Origin of the sequence: Sabulicella rubraurantiaca, assembly GCF_017355885.1 — a bacterium.
GTDB classification, from domain to species: domain Bacteria; phylum Pseudomonadota; class Alphaproteobacteria; order Acetobacterales; family Acetobacteraceae; genus Roseococcus; species Roseococcus rubraurantiacus.
The window spans coordinates 177,168-195,251 of sequence record NZ_JAFEUU010000003.1 but is presented as its reverse complement, the minus strand read 5'-3'; the positions used below and the strand labels follow the sequence as shown (position 1 = coordinate 195,251).

Here is an 18,084-nt window from a genome sequence, read left to right as displayed (position 1 = left end):
GCCTTCGTGGGCGCGGCGTCTTCCCATCTCGCGCCACGGATGCGGCGCCGGGGCCAGCTTAGTCGCGCGGTCGCGCACCCCGGAAGTCCTTGGCATGCAATTGACGCCACGCGGGGCCGGGCCGAAGCTTCCGGGCAAGGAATTGGGAAGGAAACGGCCGCTCCGCATGACAGGACAGCGCGCACCGGGCGCGGCCTTGCCGCTGGCAGGTCTTTGCGTCTTCGAGTTTGGCCACAGCGTGGCTGCGCCCTTCGCCGGGCAGATCCTCGGCGACATGGGGGCGGAGGTGATCAAGGTGGAGAAGCCCGCCGGCGACGATGCGCGCCGCTGGGGACCGCCCTTCTGGGAGGGCGAGAGCGCGATCTTCCAGACTCTCAATCGCGGCAAGCGCTCCCTCTGCCTCGACCTGCGGGACGAGGCGGCGATCGCGCGGCTGAAGGCGCTGCTCCTCGAACGCGGCGACGTCGTCCTGCAGAACATGCGGCCGGGCCAGGCGGAGTCGCTCGGGTTGGGGGCAGAGGCGCTGCTGGCGGCCAAGCCCTCGCTGGTCTGCTGCAACCTGGGCGCCTTTGGCCGCACCGGCCCGCTGGCGCAGGCCCCAGGCTACGATCCGCTGATGCAGGCCTTTGGCGGGCTGATGAGCGTGACCGGCGAGGCCGGGCGCCCGGCGGTGCGCGTCGGCGTCTCCATGGTGGACATGGGCACGGGGATGTGGGCGGTGATCGGCATCCTGGCAGCGCTGCAGCGCCGCGCCATGACCGGCATCGGCGGCGTGGTGGACGTGTCCCTGTTCGAGACGGCCGCAGCCTGGATGAGCGTGCCGGTGGCGCAATACCTCTCCTCCGGCGAAGCGCCGGAGCGGCAGGGCTCGGGCGCGCAAGGCATCGTGCCCTACCGCGCCTATCGCACCGCGGATGGCGAGCTGGTGGTGGCCGCTGGCAATGACGCGCTGTTCCGCGCCTTGGCGAGGGTGCTGGAGCGGCCCGAATGGCTGGATGACCCACGCTTCCGCTCCAATCCCGACCGCGTCGCGCATCAGGATCTGCTGTATCCGATGATCGAGGCGGAGATGCTGAAGCGCCCCAACGCCGAGTGGATGCGGCGCCTGGACATCGCTGGCATCCCCTGCGCCCCGGTGCAGGATGTGGGCGCGATGCTGGAGCATCCGCAAACCCAGGCGCTGGGCCTGCTGCAATCCCTGCCGGGCACGGGCGTCCAGGCGATTGGCCTGCCCATCTCCTTTGACGGAACCCGGCCCGAGCCGCGCGGCCCGGTGCCGGCGCGTGGAGCAGACAACGCGCTGCTGGGAGGCAACGCCGCATGAGCGCATCCTACGAAACGCTGGCGATCGAGCGCCCATCGCCGGAGGTGATGGTGGTGCGGCTGAACCGGCCGGAAGTGTCCAACGCGCTCAACACGCAGATGGGGCTGGACCTTCTGGATGTCTGGACGCGCCTGACTGCCGAGCCGGGCGAGGTGCGCTGCGCCATCCTCACCGGCGCGGGCGACAAGGCCTTCTGCGGCGGCGGCGACCTGAAGCAGCGCAACGGGATGAGCGTCGCCGCCTGGAAACACCAGCACGAGATCTTCGAGCGCTCCTACTGGGCGCTGCATGATTGCCCGGTGCCGGTGGTCGCCGCGGTGAACGGCCATGCTTTCGCGGGCGGGCTGGAGATGGCGCTGGGCTGCGACTTCATCTACGCGGTCCGCACCGCCCGCTTCGCGCTGACCGAGGTGACGATCGGCATCATGCCTGGCGGCACCGGCACGGTGACCCTGCCCCGCGCGGTGGGCGAGCGGCGCGCCAAGGAGATCATCCTGACCGGCAGGCCCTTCAGCGCGGAGGAAGCGCTGGAATGGGGCATGGTGAACCGCTTGGTGGAGCCGGGCGCGGCGCTGGAGGCGGCGCTGGAAACGGCGCGGATCATCGCCGGCAACGCGCCGCTTTCCGTGCGGCAGGCGAAGAAAGCCATCCATTTCGGCTTGCAGATGGACGTGCGCTCCGCCTTCCGCTTCGAGATCGAGGCCTATAACCGGCTGGTGGACACCGAGGACCGCATCGAGGGCGTGCGCGCCTTCAACGAGAAGCGCAAGCCGGTCTTCAAGGGGCGATAAGAGATGGACGTCAACGCAACGGGCGGCAGCGCCCTCATGTCTCTCGATCAGGACTATCCGGAAATCCGCGAAAGCGTGCGGCGCATCTGCGCCGGGTTTCCCGGCGCCTATTGGCGCGACCTGGAGAAGCGCGAGGAATACCCGACCGAATTCGTGCGCGCGGTGACGGAGGCCGGCTATCTCGGCGCCCTCATCCCCGAGGAATATGGCGGCTCCGGCATGCCGCTGCGTGCGGCCTCGGTCATCCTGGAGGAGATCCACAGCAGCGGCTGCTCCGCCGGCGCCTGCCACGCGCAGATGTACATCATGGGCACGCTGCTGCGGCACGGCAGCGAGGAGCAGAAGCGGCGCTACCTGCCGGGGATCGCCAGCGGCGCGCTGCGCCTGCAGGCCTTCGGCGTCACCGAGCCCACCAGCGGCTCCGACACCACCAGCCTGCGCACCCGCGCGATGCGGGAGGGTGACCACTATGTCGTCACCGGGCAGAAGGTCTGGACCAGCCGCGCGCTGCATTCCGACCTGATGCTGCTGCTGGCCCGCACCACCCCGCGCGACCAGGTGAAGAAGAAGACCGAGGGACTCTCGGTCTTCCTGGTGGATATCCGCGAATCGCTCGGCAAGGGGATGGAGATCCGTCCCCTGCCCGCGATGATCAACCACAACACCACCGAGGTCTTCCTCGACAATCTGCGCGTTCCCGCGGAGAACCTGATCGGCGAGGAAGGGCGCGGCTTCCGCTACATCCTGGACGGCATGAATGCCGAGCGCGTGCTGGTCGCATCCGAAGGCCTGGGCGATGCGCGCTGGTTCATCAGGAAGGCCGCCGCCTACGTGAATGAGCGCGTGGTGTTCGACCGCCCCATCGGGAAGAACCAGGCGGTGCAGTTCCCCATCGCCCGCGCGCATGTGGAGACGGAAGCCGCCGAGCTGATGATCCGGAAGGCCGCCGCGCTGTTCGATGCCGGGCTGCCCTGCGGCGCGGAGGCCAACATGGCGAAGCTCCTCGCCTCCGAGGCGTCGTGGAGCGCGGCGGAGGCCTGCCTGCAATGCCATGGCGGCTTCGGCTACGCGCGCGAATACGACGTGGAGCGCAAGTGGCGCGAGACGCGGCTGCTGCAGACCGCGCCCATCTCCACCAACATGATCCTCGCCTATGTGGGCGAGCACGTGCTCGGCATGCCGCGCACCTATTGAGGGAGGAAAGGCCATGACCGGACTGACCCAGGCGATCGGCGCCTATGTCGCGGATGCCCCCACGGCGCCGCCCGAGGACCTGCTGCCGCTGCTGCGCTCCGCCTTCATCGACACGCTGGGCACGATGATCGCGGGCCGGGACGAGCCCGCGGTGACCCTGCTGCGCGAGCATCTGGCAGAGCGCGGCGCGACCGCCACCGAAGCCTCCGTGCTGCTGGGGGCGGAGCGCGCCCATTCCGCCGACGCGGCGCTGCTCAACGGCACGGCGGCGCACGCGCTCGACTACGACGACGTGGCGCTGGGCGGGCATCCGTCCACCGTGCTGGTCCCCGCCATCCTGGCCGAGGCGCAGCGCATCGGCGCCACGGGCGCGCGCGCCATGGCCGCCTATCTGGTGGGCTATGAGGTCTGGGGCGAGCTGATTGCGCGTGAGCCGGACCCGCTGCACGAGAAGGGCTGGCACCCCACCGCCGTGTTCGGCACGGTGGGCGCCGCGGCGGCGCTGGCTTCGCTGCACGGGATGGACGCTGCCCAAGCGGCGCAGGCCGTGGCGCTGGCGGGCAGCATGGCCGGCGGGCTCGTCGCCAATTTCGGCAGCATGACCAAGCCGCTCCATGCCGGGCGGGCAGCTGCCGCGGCGGTGGAAGCGGTGCGGCTGGCGGCGCGCGGCTTCACGGCTTCGCCCGACGCGCTGGAGCATCGCGCGGGGTTCCTGGCCGCGCTGTCGCCCAAGGGCCGGGCGGATCGCGACGCAGCCGCGACGCTGGGCCAGACGCTCCGCATCCGCGAGGTGGGGCTGAACGTGAAGCGCTACCCGATGTGCTACGCCACGCATCGCACCATCGACGGCGTGCTGAATCTCGTCACCAAGCATGACCTGCAACCTGATGAGGTGGCCTCGGTGGAGGCGAGCATCGGCGAGACCCAGGCTTCCATGCTGCGCAACCACGCGCCGAAGACCGGGTTGGAGGCGAAGTTCAGCCTGCAATTCGCCGTCGCCTCCGCCGTGGTCGCGCGCAATGTCGGCCTGGGCGAGCTGACCGACGGATTCGTCGGGAGGCCGGAGGTGCGGGCCCTCTTCCCGAAGGTGAGCATCACGACGCGCGACACGCGCTGCCCGCTGGAACCCGCCTTCGCCGAGACGGACCGCGTCATCCTCCGCACCACCAAGGGCGACGTGCTGGACAGCGGCGAGATCCGCTTCCCGCGCGGCAACTCGCAGAACCCGATGGAGGAGGCGGAGCTTCACGCCAAATTCGCCGATTGCACGCGCGGCTGGAATGGCGGCGCAGCGCTGCTCGACCAGTTGTCGCGGCTGGAAACCTTGCCCGGCCTCGGCGCGCTGGGCGGCCGGGCATGAGCGTGGCGGATTTCGACGCACGCGTCGCGCGGGTGCGCGAGGAATGGCTGGGCCGAAGCTGGACCGTCGAGGATGACGTGACCCCGGCCACGATGCGCCGCATCGCCGCCATGCTGGACATGGACCCGGATGCGTTTCCGCGCGGGGCGGAAGTGCCGGCGCATTGGTTCAGCCTGTTCTGCGCGGAATCCGCGCGTCAGGGCGAGATCGGCGCCGATGGTCATCCGGCGCCCGGCGTGGTGCTGCCGCCCATCCCCTTGCCGCGCCGCATGGGCGCGGGGCGCCGTGTCCAGCTCGAAGGCGGGTTCCGCGTCGGAGAGGTGCTCACGAAGCGTGCCGAGGTCGCCGCCATCGAGCCGAAACAGGCGCGCACCGGCACGATCTGCGTCCTGACCATGCGCCACTCCTTCAGCGTGGGCGGCCGCCCCGTGGCGGTGGACGAGTTCGACGCGGTGTATCGCGAGGCTGTGCCGCCCGGCACCTCCTCGCCGGTCAATGCGGGCACGCCCGCGCCCACGGATGCGGCCTGGGGGGTGGAGCAGCACCTGCCGAGCACGCTGGTCTTCCGCTACTCCGCCATCACCTGGAACGCCCACCGCATCCACTACGACGCCGACTACACGCGCGAGGTCGAGGGCTATCCGGCGCTGGTGCAGAATGGCGGGCTGACCATGCAGCTCCTGCTGGACGCGGCGGTGGCTCACGCACCGGGGCAGCGGCTGGCTGGCTTCACCGCCCGCCTCACCCGGCCTATCTCGATCGGCGACACGGTGACGCTGGCGGGGAGCGAGGTCGCGGACGGCGCGATGTCGGCCTGGGTGGCGGATCGCGGCGGCGCGCTCTGCGCCCAGATGGAGCTGCGCTTCGCATGAGCGGCCCGCTCGACGGGGTGCGCGTGGTGGATCTCACCACCGTGGTCGTCGGTCCCATCTGCACGCGCACCCTCGCCGATCAGGGCGCGGACGTCATCAAGGTGGAGGCGCCAGGCGGCGACATCCTGCGCTACCTCGCCGCTGGCAGCCGCTCCCCGGCAATGAGCGGCAAGTTCATCAACTTCAATCGCAACAAGCGCAGCATCGGCCTCGACATCAAGCGGCCCGAGGGCGCGGCCGCGCTGCGGGCGCTGCTGGCCCGGGCGGATGTCTTCGTCAGCAACGTGCGCCCGGCGGGGCTGGAGCGTGCCGGGCTGGACTTCGCGACGCTCTCCGCACTGAACCCGCGCCTCATCCATTGCTCAATCCAGGCTTTCGGGCGCGGCGGGCGCTACTTCAACCGCCCGGCCTATGACCCGGTGATCCAGTCCCTGTCCGGCGTCGCCGGCACCTTCGAGCGCGCAACGGGCGAGCCGCGCTTCGTGCCCATGGTGATGACCGACCACATCGCCGGGCTGGTCGCGGCGCAATGCATCGGCTTCGCGTTGTTTCGCCGCGAGCGCACGGGTGTGGGCGAGGCGGTGGAGGTGCCGATGTTCGAGAACATGGCCAGCTTCGTCGCCAGCGAGCATCTGGGCGCCGCCACCTTCGACCCGCCGCTCGGCCAGGCGGGCGATGAGCGGCTGTTGAGCCCCTATTACCGCCCGCTGCCGACGAAGGACGGCTACATCACCGCCCATCCCAACGACAACCGCCAGGCCTTCGCCTTCTTCGACGTGATCGGACAGCCGGAGATGAAGGACGATCCGCGCTTCAACACCCCCAAGGCGCGCAGCGAGAACGCCGCCGCCTTCTTCGAATTGCGCGCCGCCGCGCTGCGCGAGAAGACGACCGCGGAATGGCTGGAGATCCTGGCGGCGGCGGACGTGCCCGCCGCGCCCTACAACCGGCTGGAGGATCTGCTGGAGGACCCGCACTTGAACGAGGTGGGGTTCTGGGAGATGGACGACCATCCGACGGAAGGGCGCATCCGGCGCGCCCGCGTCGCCAACCGCTTCAGCGGCGGCATGCGGGAGGAGACGCTTCCCGCGCCGCGGCTGGGCCGCGACACCCGCGCCGTGCTGCGCGAACTGGGCCATGACGAGGAGAGCATCGCCACCATGATCGAAACCGGCGCCGCCTTCGAGGATGTAGCGTGATGGCCGCCCCCAACTGGCGTTCTCTGCTCTTCGTGCCGGCGACGGCTGAGAAATTCGTCGCCAAGGCGCATACGCGCGGCGCGGATGTCATCATCCTCGACCTGGAGGACAGCATCCCGCCCGGCGAGAAGGAGGCGGCGCGCACCGCCCTGCCCGGCGCGGCGCGGCAGGTGCGCGGCGGCGGACCGGAGGTCTGCGTGCGGATCAACCGGCCACTGGAACTGGCCGTGCCCGACATCGTCGCCACCGTGCTGCCCGAAGTGTCGGCGCTGATGCTGCCCAAGGCGATGGGGCCGGAGCATGTGCGCCTCCTGGCCGAGGTGGTCGCCTCGCGGGAGGCGGCGCTGGGCCTGCCCGAAGGCCAGGTGCGGCTGATCCCGGTGGTGGAGACGGCGGAATCCCTGCCGCTGCTGCCCGAGATCGCGCGCGCCCATCCGCGCGTCGCGGCCATCGGCGTCGGCGCCGAGGATCTGTGCACGGAGCTGGAGGCGGAGCCGGGCGCGGATGCGCTCTACGCCTTCGGCATGCAGGTGGTGGCGGCAGCGCGTGCGGCCGGCGTGCTGCCCATGGGCTCCGTCGGTCCCTTCGCGGATTTCTCCGACCTCGACGCCTATCGCGCCTCGCTGCGCCGTTCGCGGCGGCTCGGCTTCGGCTGCGCCGCCTGCATCCATCCGTCGCAAGTCGCACCGATCAACGAGGAATACGGCCCCTCCCCCGCCGAGGTGGACCGGGCGCGGCGCCTGATCGCCACCTTCGATCAGTCGGTGGCGGAAGGGCGCGGCGCCGTGGCCTTCGAGGGCGCGATGATCGACCTGCCGGTGGTGGACCGGGCGCGCAAGGTACTGGCCCGGGCGCGCTGAGCGGCCTAGCCCGGCTGGCACCAGCATGGCCGGCGAAGGGTGCGCGATTGGAGGGGGAGCGGAACTGGCCTAGCTTCCGGCGCGAGAGGAATCCGCCATGCTCCCCCTTCCCCGCCGCGCCGCCTTAGCCGGCCTTACCCTCGGCTTGCCCAACCTGGCGCGGGCCGAAACCTGGCCCAGCCGTCCGATCACCCTCGTCGTCGCGCAGGGACCCGGCTCGGGCAGCGACATCAGCGCGCGGCTGCTCGCGGGCACCATGGGCGCCGTGCTGGGCCAGCCCGTGGTGGTGGAGAACCGGACGGGCGGCGGCGGTGCCATCGCGCATCAATCCGTGGCGCGGGCGCAGCCGGACGGCAACACCATCATCTTCTCCTCCACCGCCGCGCTGCTGGTGCTGCCGCTGGTCAACCCGGGCGTCCGCTACGCGATGGATGATTTCACCGCCGTGGCGCCGGTGCTGCGCGCGCCCTTCGCCATCCTCGCCTCCACCGCACCGGGCGCGCCCGCGACCCTGGCGGATCTGGTGGCGCGGCTGCGCCGGGACCGCACCGCCTATGCCTCTGCAGGGGTGGGCACGATGACGCACCTCGCCGCCGAGGCCTTCCTGCGCCGCGCGCAGGTCGAGGCGGTGCATGTCCCCTATCGCGGCAGCGGCGCGGCGCTCACGGACCTGATCGGCGGGCAGGTGGTCTTTGCCGCCGACTCCCTCACCGCCTCCATGCCGCACATCACGGGCGGAAGGCTGCGCGCCCTGGCCGTGACGGGGGAGCGGCGCGAGGCGGTGCTGCCCGACGTGCCCACCCTCGCGGAAGCCGGGCTGCCCGGCGCGCCGATCGCCGTGCTGGGCGGGCTCTTCGCGCCGCGCGACACGCCCGCGGCCCGCGTCGCGCGCCTCGCGGCGGCGACGGATCGCGCCCTGGCCGACCCGGAGGTGGCGGCCCGCTTCCAGGCCTCGCAGACCGAGATCCTGCGCGAGGCTCGCGAGGCCTTCGTCGCCCGGCTGCGCGAGGAGGAACCGGTCTGGCGGTCCCTGGTGCGCCAGCTCGACCTGCGCCTCGAATGAGCCTGCCGGTCGTCCATCCCGATCCGTCGCGCACCGGCCCGCTCTCCGGGGTGCGGGTCGTGGACCTGTCGCGCCTCGTCGCCGGCAACATGCTGACGCTGCAGCTGGCGGATTTCGGCGCGGAGGTGATCAAGGTCGAGCCGGCGGGCGCCGGGGACACGCTGCGCGCCTGGCGGGAGCGGCACCCGGACCATCCGGGCGGTTTCGATGGCTGGTGGCAGGCCTATGGCCGCAACAAGCGCAGCCTTGCCCTCGACCTGCGCGACCCGGAGGCGGGGCGCTGGCTGCGCCGTCTCGTCAGCACGGCGCAGGTGCTGGTGGAAAGCTTCCGCCCGGGCACGCTGGAGGCGATGGGTCTGGCGCCCGAGGCGCTGCACGCCGAAAATCCGGGCCTCGTCATCGTCCGCATCTCCGGCTGGGGGCAGACCGGCCCCTACCGGGAACTGCCGGGCTTCGGCAGCCTGGTGGAAGGGTTCAGCGGCTTCGCCCATCGCCATGCCCGGCCGGACGGCACGCCGGAACTGCCCAACATGGCCCTGGCCGACATGGTGACGGGGCTGTCCGGCGCCTTCGCCGTCGCGGCCGCGCTGCGCGAGGTGGAGGTGCGTGGCGGGCGCGGGCAGGTAGTGGACTTGTCCCTGCTGGAGCCCATGGCCTCCATCATGGGGCCGGACGTCACCAACCGCGCCGCGCTGGGAGATGCGCCGCGTATCGCCAAGATCGCCTCGCCGCGCGGGGTGTATCGCTGCGCCGACGGGCTCTGGGTGTCGTTGTCGGGCTCCACCGAGGCCATGGCGCGCCGCATCTTCGCGGCGATCGGCCAAGCGGCGCTGATCGAGGATCCGCGCTTCGCCGACAACGCCGCGCGGCTGGCCCATGATGCGGAGGTGGACGCCATTCTCGACCGCTTCATCGGCAGCATGACGCAGGAAGCCTGCCTCGCTCTGTTCCGGGCGGAGGGCGTCACGGTCGGGCCGATCCTGGGGCCGGCGGAACTCCTCGCCGATCCGCATATCGCCGGGCGCGGCGTCTATGTCCGGGCGAAGGAAGGGGAGCGCGAGGTGGTGATGCACGCGCCCACGCCCCGCCTCTCCGGCACGCCTGGTACCGTGCGCCGCCTGGCCCCCCGGCTGGGCGAGGACACGACGGCTATCCTCGGGGAGCTGGGCGCGGGGCCAGAGGAGGTCGCGGCGCTCAGCGTTCCGCCTGCCCGGCGCTAGGGCTCCGGCGTGTCGTCAGCGCGCACGCAGCCCCGCCCTGCTGCCTTGGCCTGGTAGAGGGCGCGGTCGGCGCGGCGCAGCACCTCCTCCATTCCGGCGGCGCCGGCCAGCCGCGCCACGCCGATGCTGGCGCCGATCCGCGCCTCGCGCCCCTCGCCCAGGGGGAAGGGCCGTTCCAGCAGGGAAACCAGGCGGCGGCCGAGCTCGAGCGCCTCGCCATCCATCATCCCTGAGCAGAGGAGCGCGAACTCGTCCCCGCCCAGGCGGCACACCACGTCGCCGGCGCGCACCGAGGCGCGCATGCGGCGCGCGACCTCGGCCAGCACGGCATCGCCCGCCGCATGGCCCTGGCCGTCATTCACCGCCTTGAAGCGGTCGAGGTCCACCAGCAGCAGCACCCCGCCCTGCCCCGTCCCGAGAGCGTGCGAGAACAGCGCATGGAAGCCGCGGCGGTTGGGCAGGTGGGTCAGCGGATCCTCGATGGCCAGCTGCTCCGCCGCGACCTGGGCGAGCTTGAGTTCCGTGATGTCGAGGGCGAAGCCGGCGACATGGCCGCTCGGCAGGGTGCGCTTGACCACTCGCATCCAGCGCCCATCCGGGTAGCGCCGCTCATAGGCGCCATTCCCCTGCTCATGGGCGCGGATCGCTGCCTTCAGCGCTTCCTCGATATCTTCGCCGGGACGCGTCAGGGAAAGGGTGACTCGCATGAGGTCGTCATAGCGCAGCGGCGGCGTCAGCCTGGCAAAGGCGTCGCGGTGCAGCTCCGCATAGGAGCGGCTATAGGCGATGAGGTAGCGATCCCGGTCGAAGACGGCGAAGTTGCATCCCGTCTCGTCGACGGCCAGGCGGAGCAGCTCCAGGTCGAAGGGCGTCGCCTTGAGAGGCGCCCCCTGTGCTGCCGTTTCTGTCGCCTCGCGATCCATATGCGCCCCGGGAAAAACCCAAACACCGGGATGAGACGCAAGGCAAGATGAAGAGTTGCGGAATGACCCGTTACACGTAGAGGTCGAGCGCCCCGTGCAGCCGGGCACGCAGCCATTCCAGCGCGACGTCGTCCCGCAACGAAGCGGCGTGCTCGACCGCCTGGGCGTAGTTCAGCGTGTTGAACAGGCGCAGCACCGGCGCTGCCTCGCGAAGCTCGGCGGGCCCCATGCCGTAGCCGCGCAGCAGCGCCTCCTTCGCATCCACCGACAGGTCGTGCAGGGCCAGGGACAGATCCCACCACGGCGCGGCATGGGAGGTGCAGAACTCCCAGTCCAGGATGGCGCGGATCTCGCCCCCGCCGCTGACGATGACGTTCTTCAGCCGCAGGTCGCCGTGGTTCAGCGACGGCTGCACCTCCATCTTCTCCAACGCCTCCAGCGTCTGCCGCAGCTTGCGGGCCGTGGCGACGGGCAGCATGGCGTGGCGGCGCAGCAGCGCGAGCCGTTCCGCCCCGCGATATTCGCGCCGGAGGTAGTCGCGCCAAGTGTCCCGACGGGACAGGCGGTTGTGCGACCAGTCGAAGGTCTGGCCGAAGCCTTCGGTGCGGATGCCGTGGATGAGCCGTGCGTTGCGGCCCAGCGCCTCCAGCACGCCGCGCCGCTCCGGATGGTGGATGGCCATGTCGCCGGGCACGGATTTCAGCACCATGAAGGGCAAGGGGGCGGCGCCGACCTCCAGCACCTCGGGCACGGGCACGCCGGCCTCGCGCGCCTGGGCCATCGCCCATTGCTCCTTCAGGAAGTCCTTCACCTTCCCCGGCTCGGGGTTGAGGCGCAGCACGAGCTGGTCGCGCCCCATGCGGGCGGCGAAGACGTGGTTGCTCAGCCCGCCGCCCAGCCGCTCCACCCGCGTCGGGTTGCGGCCCAGCAGGCGGCGCAGGATGGCGCCGGCATGGCGGCGGGCAGCACGCGCGTCGAGATTCACGAAGCGCCGCCCTCGGCCGAGAGGCGGCGCAGCAGCGCGCCCAGCCCGGCCGGGTCGGGCACGCGCAGCGTGGCGTGGACGCCCTTGTGCTCCAGCGCCTGCGGCCCGACCTGCACGGCGAGGCCGCATCCGGCGAGGAAGGCGTCCATGGGCGTGTCGCCGCAGCCCACGGAGTCCGGCAGGGAGAAGCCCAGGCGATCGGCAAGGCGCCGCGCCCCGTCCAGCTTGTCCACCCCGCGATGCGTGACGAAGGAGGAGGGCCGCGCATGCTGATAGGCCATGCGCTTGTCCTCCGGGATGGAGACGAGGAGGAAGATCATCAGCACCTCCTCCGCCGCCAGCCGCCGCCGCAGCGCCTCCACCGGGCCGTGGAACACCTCCGAAGCGGAGCGGTAGCGATCCCGTGCCGCCTCAGCCCCCGCCTCGCCCGGCGCCCAGATGCGCTCGCCCAGCTGCCAGTCGCGCCCGTAGAAGAAGACGAGCAGCTCCTCCACTCCGCCGGCGACAAGTCCCTCCACCCCCTCCAGCACCTCCGCCACCTCGGCGGGGGTGACAGGAACGGCGTCGAGCTCGTCGAACACCACCGTGTCGCCCGGGCCAGGGAGGAGGAGACCGGTCTGGGCGCCGTTCAGCGACACGAAGGGCAAGGGCTCGTCCGTGATGGAGGACCAGGCGCGGCCGAAGGTCCGCACCACGTTCAGCGGGAAGCGCAGCGTGTTGATCGCCACGGGCCGCCCCAACTCGGCGAGGCGCTTCAGCCCGAACTCCACCTCGGGATGGACGCGGATGCGCCCTTCCCACTCGTCCAGCGCCGTGCCGTCGAGGTCGGTGATGACTGCCCCTGCCTCGCGGAAGGCGGAGCGGGCCAGGAAAATGGCCAGCGGGTCGTCGTGCAAGGATGCCCTCCGGTCAGGGTTGTTCCCCGGCACAACGCAGGCCTCGCGAAAAAGATGACACTCCCTACATCTTGCAACGAAGGAGCCCCGCCATGACCCCTGGACCCGAGACGGTCATCCTGCCCCGCGCCCACGATGTCGGCGGCTTCGAGGTGCGGCGTGCCCTGCCCTCGCGTGAGCGGCAGATGGTCGGCCCCTTCATCTTCCTGGACCAGATGGGGCCGGGAGAGTTCCTCTCGGGCAAGGGGCTGGACGTGCGGCCGCACCCGCATATCGGCCTGTCCACCCTCACCTATCTCTACGAAGGCGAGATCCTGCACCGCGACACGCTCGGCGTGCGCCAGCCCATCCGCCCCGGCGAGGTGAACTGGATGACCGCCGGGCGCGGCATCGCCCATAGCGAACGCACGGACGAGGCGAAGCGCGGCCAGGTGAACCGGCTCTTCGGCATCCAGTCCTGGGTGGCGCTGCCGAAGGATGCGGAGGAGGTGGACCCCGCCTTCTTCCACCACGGCGCCGATGCCCTGCCCTTCGTCGAGGATGGCGGCATGGCGCTGCGCCTCGTCGCCGGGGAAGGCTGGGGGCTGCGCGCGCCGGTCGCCGTGTCCTCGCCGCTCTTCTACGCCGACGTGATCCTGGCGCCCGGCGCCGCCGTGCCCTTGCCCGATGGGCACGAGGAGCGCGCGGCCTACCTGGTTTCGGGAACGGTCCGCATCACGGACCAGGAATGGGAGGCCGGGCGGCTCCTCGTGTTCCGCGCGGGCGACCGTCTCTCGCTCCATGCCGGGCCGGAGGGGGCGCGGGTGCTGCTGCTGGGCGGCGCGGCGATGGACGGGCCGCGCTACATCTTCTGGAACTTCGTCTCCTCATCGCGCGACCGTATCGAGCAGGCGAAGAGTGACTGGAAGGACGGGCGCTTCGGCGCGGTGGCGGATGACGAGAAGGAGTTCATCCCGTTGCCTGAGGGCCGCGTCACCCTCCGCGCCGGTTCGAGGGACGTGGGCCAGGGATCGCCCACGACCTGAAGACATGGGGTAATCGGGGCGGGCCGCCTCCCCGATGCCCGGCTTGCTAGGATCAGCTCCGGGCATGCCATCTTGGGAGAAGCCGCCATGGAGCAGTATGTCGCGCTCGACGTTTCGCTGAAGGAGGTCAGCGTCTGCGTCATCGACACGAAGGGAGCCGTGACCTTCGAAGGCAAGGTCGTGGCCGAGCCTGCGGTCCTGATCAGCCTCATCCGCAGCAAGGCGCCGCAGGCTGCACGCGTGGGCCTTGAGACCGGCGCCACCTCTCCTTGGCTGTACCATGCCCTGAAAAAGGCCGATCTGCCGGTGGTGCTGATGGACGCGCGACATGCCAATGCCGCGCTCTCGATGCGGCCGACCAAATCAGACCGCAGCGATGCCCGCGGCTTGGCCGAGATGCTCCGGATCGGATGGTATCGCGCCGTCACCGCCAAGAGCTTCACCGCACACGAGCACCTGGCGCTGCTCGCAGCCCGGCGTCGTCTGGTGGGGATCCGCGTTGACCTTGATGGGCAGATCCGCGGCCTGTTGAAGACCTTCGGCCTGATCCTCGGGCCAGGGAACACCGATGCCCTCATCCGCCGCGCCGAGGCACTGGCGGAGGGCAACCCGACCATCAGCGGCTTGGTGGCCAAGCTCGCCGAAGTGCGGCGGCAGGTCGCCGTCCAGATTGCCGCGCTGGACCGCGACATCCGCCACGTCGTGCGCAGCGAGCCCGTCCTCAAGCGGTTCATGACCGTGCCCGGTGTCGGACCGATCACCGCATTGGCCTTCCTCTTCACCATCGATGAGCCGGAGCGCTTCAAACATGCTCGCGATGTCGGTCCCTATCTCGGGCTGACGCCGACGCGCTACCAGTCCGGCGAGGTCGACCGGCATGGGCGCGTCTCGAAGTGCGGCAACGCCTTCACCCGCACCTGCCTGTACGAAGCAGCCAATGTGCTGCTGACGAAGGTGCAGCGGTTCTCGCCGCTCAAGGCATGGGGCACCCGCCTGGTGCAGCGGATCGGCGCCAAGAAGGCGCGCGTTGCGGTCGCCCGTAAGATCGCCGTCATTCTCCGCTGCATCTGGGTGGACGGCAGCGAGTTCTGGTGGACGCGCGAGGAGGCCAAGATGGCCTGACCCGCGCGCCACCATCCAGGCTCCGCTCCGGCGGAGAGGCTGTCTCTGCCGGGACGGTGGGTGGAGGCGACCGCGCAGTGACCGTTGGTCGGTCCGACGGAAACCGGCGGATCAGGCCGCCTCAGACATCGCGGCGCCCCACCCCTGACCCCCATCATGGGGCGGATCACACCGACCCCGAAGAGAACCATGACCCCGGCGGCGGCCAGCCTCTACTCCGGCGCTTGACCTGGATGCCCCGATTAGAGAACGGTCAGTAATACTTCAGCGCCTGCGCCTTGCCGCCGAACCAGCGCCACACCAGCACGGTGTAGGCGATGATGACCGGCAGCACGACCAGCGTGCCGACCAGGATGATCAGCAGGCTTTCGGGCGCCGAGGCGGCCTCGAAGATGGTCAGGCGGTCGGGCACCACATAGGGCCAGAAGGAGTAAGCGAGGCCCTGGAAGCAGAGGATGAAGATGCCCGCCGTGGCGGCGAAGGGCACCCAGTCCAGCGCGGCGTCGCGGCGCGGCAAGTGGCGCAGCGACAGGAACACCACCAGGAACAGCGCCCCCGTCGCCACCGGGATGGGGGCGAGGCCGAGGATCTCCGGGAAGGAGAACCAACGCTCCATGATGCGCGGCGAGGCGAAGGGCGTGGCGAGTGACACGGCGACGACGCCGATGCCGGTCAGGATCAGCGCGATCCGCGCCCAGCGCACCGCACGCTCCTGCAGCGCGCCTTCCGTGCGCCACACCAGCCAGGAGGCGCCGATCAGCGCGTAGCCGGCGCAGATGAAGACGCCGCAGAACAGCGCGAAGAGCAGCGCCCCCCAGCCCTCGGCGAAGCCGAGGATATAGACGCCGAGCATCCAGCCCTGCGAGAAGCCGGCAAGCAGCGAGCCGCCCTGGAAGGCGAGGTCCCAGCGCGGCTTCTGCGCCTCTGGCGCCTTGGTGCGGAACTCGAAGGCGACGCCGCGCGCGATCAGCCCCACCAGCATCAGCAGCACGGGGATGTAGAGCGCGGTGAGGATCATGCCATGCGCCCGCGGGAAGGCGACCAGCAGCAGCCCTACGCCCAGCACCAGCCAGGTCTCGTTCGCATCCCAGAACGGGCCGATGGAGTGGATCATGCGGTCGCGCTCCGCCTCCTCCGGGGCCGCGCGCAGCATGATGCCCACGCCGAGGTCGAAGCCGTCGAGCACGGCGTAGAGCAGCATGGCGAGGCCCATCAGCCCCGCGAAGACCATGGGCAGCCAGGCGCCCTCGGGCAGCGTCTCCATCCCCGTCACTCCCCTGGAACCAGTGTGGCCGCGGCGGGCAGGCCGGGGCGCTTCGGCTCGCCCGGCGCGTCCGGACCGGTGAGCGCCGGACGGCGGGCGAGATGCATCAACGTGCCGACATAGGCGAGCAGCAGGAAGGCATAGACCGCGAGATAGGCAGCGAGCGAGGTCGCCACCGTGCCAGCCGGGACCGGCCCCGCGGCCTCGCCGGTGCGGAGGATGCCGGTGACGAGCCAGGGCTGCCGCCCGATCTCCGTCGTGTACCAACCGGCCAGCGTCGCCACCCAGCCAGAGAAGGTCATGCCGGCGAGCGCCCAGGCCGCTGGGCGCGACACCCGCCCGCGCCGCCAGAAGGAGAAGGCGGCCCACCAGGAAACCAGCAGCATCAGCACGCCCATGCCGACCATCACGCGGAAGGCGAGGAAGACCGGCAGCATCGGCGGATGCTCGCCCGCGAACTCGTTGAGGCCGCGGATCTCGCCCTCCCAGCTATGGGTGAGGATGAGCGAGCCGAGATAGGGCACCTCGACCGCGTAGCGGTTTGTGCGGTTCGCGTCGTCGGGCCAGGCGAAGAGGCGCAGCCCGGCACCGCGTTCCGTCTCCCAGATGCCTTCCATCGCCGCCACCTTCTGCGGCTGGTGATGCAGCGTGTTCAACCCGTGCATGTCGCCGGCCAGAATCTGCAGGGGGATCAGCGTGGCAGCAACGAAGACGCCGACGCGCATCGCCCGCATGACGCCCGGGCTGTCATCGCCGCGCAGCCAGCGATAGGCCGACAGCCCCGCCACCAGGAAGGAGGCCGTAAGCCCGGAGGCGAGCAGCATGTGCGTGACGCGAAAGGGCATGGAGGGGTTGAGGATGATCGCCGCCCAATCCGTCGCATGGGCCACGCCGCCGCGGATCTCGAACCCCGCCGGGGTCTGCATCCAGGAATTCAGCACCAGGATCCAGAAGGCCGACATGGTCGTGCCCAGCGCGACGAGGAGGGTCGCCAGCGTATGCAGCCGGTCGGGCACGCGGCCGTAGCCGAACAGCATGACGGCGAGGAAGGTCGCCTCCAGGAAGAAGGCGGTGATGACCTCATAGGCGAGGAGCGGCCCGGCGATGTTGCCCACGCGCTCCATGTAGCCCGGCCAGTTGGTGCCGAACTGGAAGGACATGGTGACGCCGGAGACGACACCCATCGCGAAGGAGAGGGCAAAGACCTTCACCCAGAACTTGTAGGCGTCCATCCACGCCTCGTCCTTGGTCGCGTTGAAGCGCAGCTTCAGGAAGAGGAGGATCCAGCCCAGCGCGATGGTGATGGCCGGGAACAGGATGTGGAAGGAGATGTTCGCCGCGAACTGGATCCGCGACAGCATCACGCCGTCCATGGTTTCTTCTCCTTCTGGCGGGACTTCTTCCCGCCCATGATGAGCTTCAGCTTGCGGCCGGAATCCAGCACCTTGGCGACGCCGCTTCCCATGCGCAGCAGGGCGACGACGCGCTCATCCGGCAGCTTCGCGATCTCGTCCGCCCAGGAGGTGAGAAGTTCGATCGCCTCCGTCATCTCGCGCAGGCGCCCCTGTGCGTGCTGCTCGGCGGGGGTGGCCGCCTTCTGCATCATCAGGTCGCGCAACACGGTGAGGGTGGGATCCACTTCGCGCTTGCGCCGCTCCTCCGCCAGGGTGCGGATCACTGCCCAGGGGTCCTCCAGCGCGGCGAAATGGTCGCGCCGGTCGCCGGGCAGGTGCAGGCGGCGGATCAACCGCCACGTGTCTAGCTCCTTCAGCCCCATGGAAACGTTGGAACGCGAGACGCCTAGCGCCTCCACGATATCCTCCGCGTTCAGCGGGCGATCGGCGACATAAAGCAGGGCGTAGATCTGCCCCACCGTGCGGTTGATGCCCCAGCGCGAGCCCATCTCCCCGAAATGGAGCACGAAGGACTGGATGAGGGGCGGAAGATCCATACTCGTCAGATATTTCTGGAATTCCTGAAATTCAA

The 18,084-nt window shown here is 70.5% G+C and carries 17 protein-coding genes; 11 read left to right on the top strand and 6 right to left on the bottom strand.

Annotated features, from left to right (window positions below; translation table 11 throughout):
• Nucleotides 1–166: 166 nt before the first annotated feature.
• The 9 genes from JTJ31_RS07735 (at nt 167) to JTJ31_RS07695 (ending at nt 9,883) form a co-directional block, all read left to right on the top strand.
• Nucleotides 167–1,324: a CaiB/BaiF CoA transferase family protein gene (locus tag JTJ31_RS07735; protein ID WP_207538059.1), complete on the top strand. Its 1,158-nt coding sequence runs from the start codon at nt 167–169 to the stop codon at nt 1,322–1,324.
• Entirely contained in the window at nt 1,321–2,115 is a 795-nt protein-coding gene (locus JTJ31_RS07730; RefSeq protein WP_207538058.1) for an enoyl-CoA hydratase/isomerase family protein, read from the top strand. The genes JTJ31_RS07735 and JTJ31_RS07730 overlap by 4 nt, the downstream gene beginning before the upstream one ends.
• Before the next feature lie 3 nt (nt 2,116–2,118).
• Nucleotides 2,119–3,309, top strand: a complete 1,191-nt coding sequence (locus JTJ31_RS07725; protein WP_207538057.1) for an acyl-CoA dehydrogenase family protein — start codon at nt 2,119–2,121, stop codon at nt 3,307–3,309.
• A 13-nt stretch (nt 3,310–3,322) separates the two neighbouring features.
• The gene (locus JTJ31_RS07720; protein ID WP_207538056.1) at nt 3,323–4,669 is read left to right on the top strand and encodes an MmgE/PrpD family protein; all 1,347 of its coding nucleotides are present in this window, start codon (nt 3,323–3,325) and stop codon (nt 4,667–4,669) included.
• Nucleotides 4,666–5,541 carry an HTD2 family dehydratase gene (locus JTJ31_RS07715; protein WP_207538055.1) on the top strand — a complete coding sequence of 292 codons (876 nt, stop codon included), beginning with the start codon at nt 4,666–4,668 and terminating at the stop codon, nt 5,539–5,541. The genes JTJ31_RS07720 and JTJ31_RS07715 overlap by 4 nt, the downstream gene beginning before the upstream one ends.
• Nucleotides 5,538–6,740 carry a CaiB/BaiF CoA transferase family protein gene (locus tag JTJ31_RS07710; RefSeq protein ID WP_207538054.1) on the top strand — a complete coding sequence of 401 codons (1,203 nt, stop codon included), beginning with the start codon at nt 5,538–5,540 and terminating at the stop codon, nt 6,738–6,740. The genes JTJ31_RS07715 and JTJ31_RS07710 overlap by 4 nt, the downstream gene beginning before the upstream one ends.
• Nucleotides 6,740–7,600 (top strand): HpcH/HpaI aldolase/citrate lyase family protein, encoded by an 861-nt coding sequence (locus JTJ31_RS07705; protein WP_207538053.1) that lies wholly within the window; start codon nt 6,740–6,742, stop codon nt 7,598–7,600. Before JTJ31_RS07710 ends, JTJ31_RS07705 begins: the two co-directional genes overlap by 1 nt.
• A gap of 97 nt (nt 7,601–7,697) precedes the next feature.
• Nucleotides 7,698–8,663 carry a Bug family tripartite tricarboxylate transporter substrate binding protein gene (locus JTJ31_RS07700; RefSeq protein ID WP_207538052.1) on the top strand — a complete coding sequence of 322 codons (966 nt, stop codon included), beginning with the start codon at nt 7,698–7,700 and terminating at the stop codon, nt 8,661–8,663.
• A complete protein-coding gene (locus JTJ31_RS07695; protein ID WP_207538051.1) occupies nt 8,660–9,883 on the top strand; it encodes a CaiB/BaiF CoA transferase family protein in 1,224 nt (407 codons plus the stop codon). The genes JTJ31_RS07700 and JTJ31_RS07695 overlap by 4 nt, the downstream gene beginning before the upstream one ends.
• Here the strand turns inward: JTJ31_RS07695 and JTJ31_RS07690 are convergent.
• From JTJ31_RS07690 to JTJ31_RS24955, 3 genes are all read right to left on the bottom strand, one after another.
• Nucleotides 9,880–10,806: a sensor domain-containing diguanylate cyclase gene (locus tag JTJ31_RS07690; protein WP_207538050.1), complete on the bottom strand. Its 927-nt coding sequence runs from the start codon at nt 10,804–10,806 to the stop codon at nt 9,880–9,882. The two genes, JTJ31_RS07695 and JTJ31_RS07690, sit on opposite strands and share 4 nt — an antisense overlap.
• 70 nt (nt 10,807–10,876) lie before the next feature.
• Entirely contained in the window at nt 10,877–11,791 is a 915-nt protein-coding gene (locus tag JTJ31_RS07685) for a phosphotransferase family protein (RefSeq protein ID WP_207538049.1), read from the bottom strand.
• Nucleotides 11,788–12,687 (bottom strand): HAD family hydrolase, encoded by a 900-nt coding sequence (locus tag JTJ31_RS24955; RefSeq protein WP_207538048.1) that lies wholly within the window; start codon nt 12,685–12,687, stop codon nt 11,788–11,790. The genes JTJ31_RS07685 and JTJ31_RS24955 overlap by 4 nt, the downstream gene beginning before the upstream one ends.
• Nucleotides 12,688–12,779: 92 nt before the next feature.
• Between JTJ31_RS24955 and JTJ31_RS07675 the strand changes: the two genes are divergently transcribed.
• Nucleotides 12,780–13,712: a pirin family protein gene (locus tag JTJ31_RS07675; protein ID WP_207538047.1), complete on the top strand. Its 933-nt coding sequence runs from the start codon at nt 12,780–12,782 to the stop codon at nt 13,710–13,712.
• A gap of 87 nt (nt 13,713–13,799) precedes the next feature.
• Complete coding sequence (locus JTJ31_RS07670) at nt 13,800–14,834, top strand: IS110 family RNA-guided transposase (RefSeq protein ID WP_207538046.1); 1,035 nt, start codon at nt 13,800–13,802, stop codon at nt 14,832–14,834.
• Between the two features lie 253 nt (nt 14,835–15,087).
• On the opposite strand, the gene JTJ31_RS07665 is transcribed toward JTJ31_RS07670, so the two are convergent.
• The 3 genes from JTJ31_RS07665 to JTJ31_RS07655 are packed head-to-tail and all read right to left on the bottom strand — an operon-like array spanning nt 15,088 to nt 18,049.
• Nucleotides 15,088–16,098 carry a cytochrome d ubiquinol oxidase subunit II gene (locus JTJ31_RS07665; protein ID WP_207538045.1) on the bottom strand — a complete coding sequence of 337 codons (1,011 nt, stop codon included), beginning with the start codon at nt 16,096–16,098 and terminating at the stop codon, nt 15,088–15,090.
• A gap of 5 nt (nt 16,099–16,103) precedes the next feature.
• Entirely contained in the window at nt 16,104–17,471 is a 1,368-nt protein-coding gene (locus JTJ31_RS07660) for a cytochrome ubiquinol oxidase subunit I (protein WP_207538044.1), read from the bottom strand.
• On the bottom strand, nt 17,459–18,049 hold the full coding sequence (locus JTJ31_RS07655; RefSeq protein WP_207538043.1) for a GbsR/MarR family transcriptional regulator: 591 nt from the start codon (nt 18,047–18,049) through the stop codon (nt 17,459–17,461). Before JTJ31_RS07655 ends, JTJ31_RS07660 begins: the two co-directional genes overlap by 13 nt.
• Between the last annotated feature and the right edge of the window lie 35 nt (nt 18,050–18,084).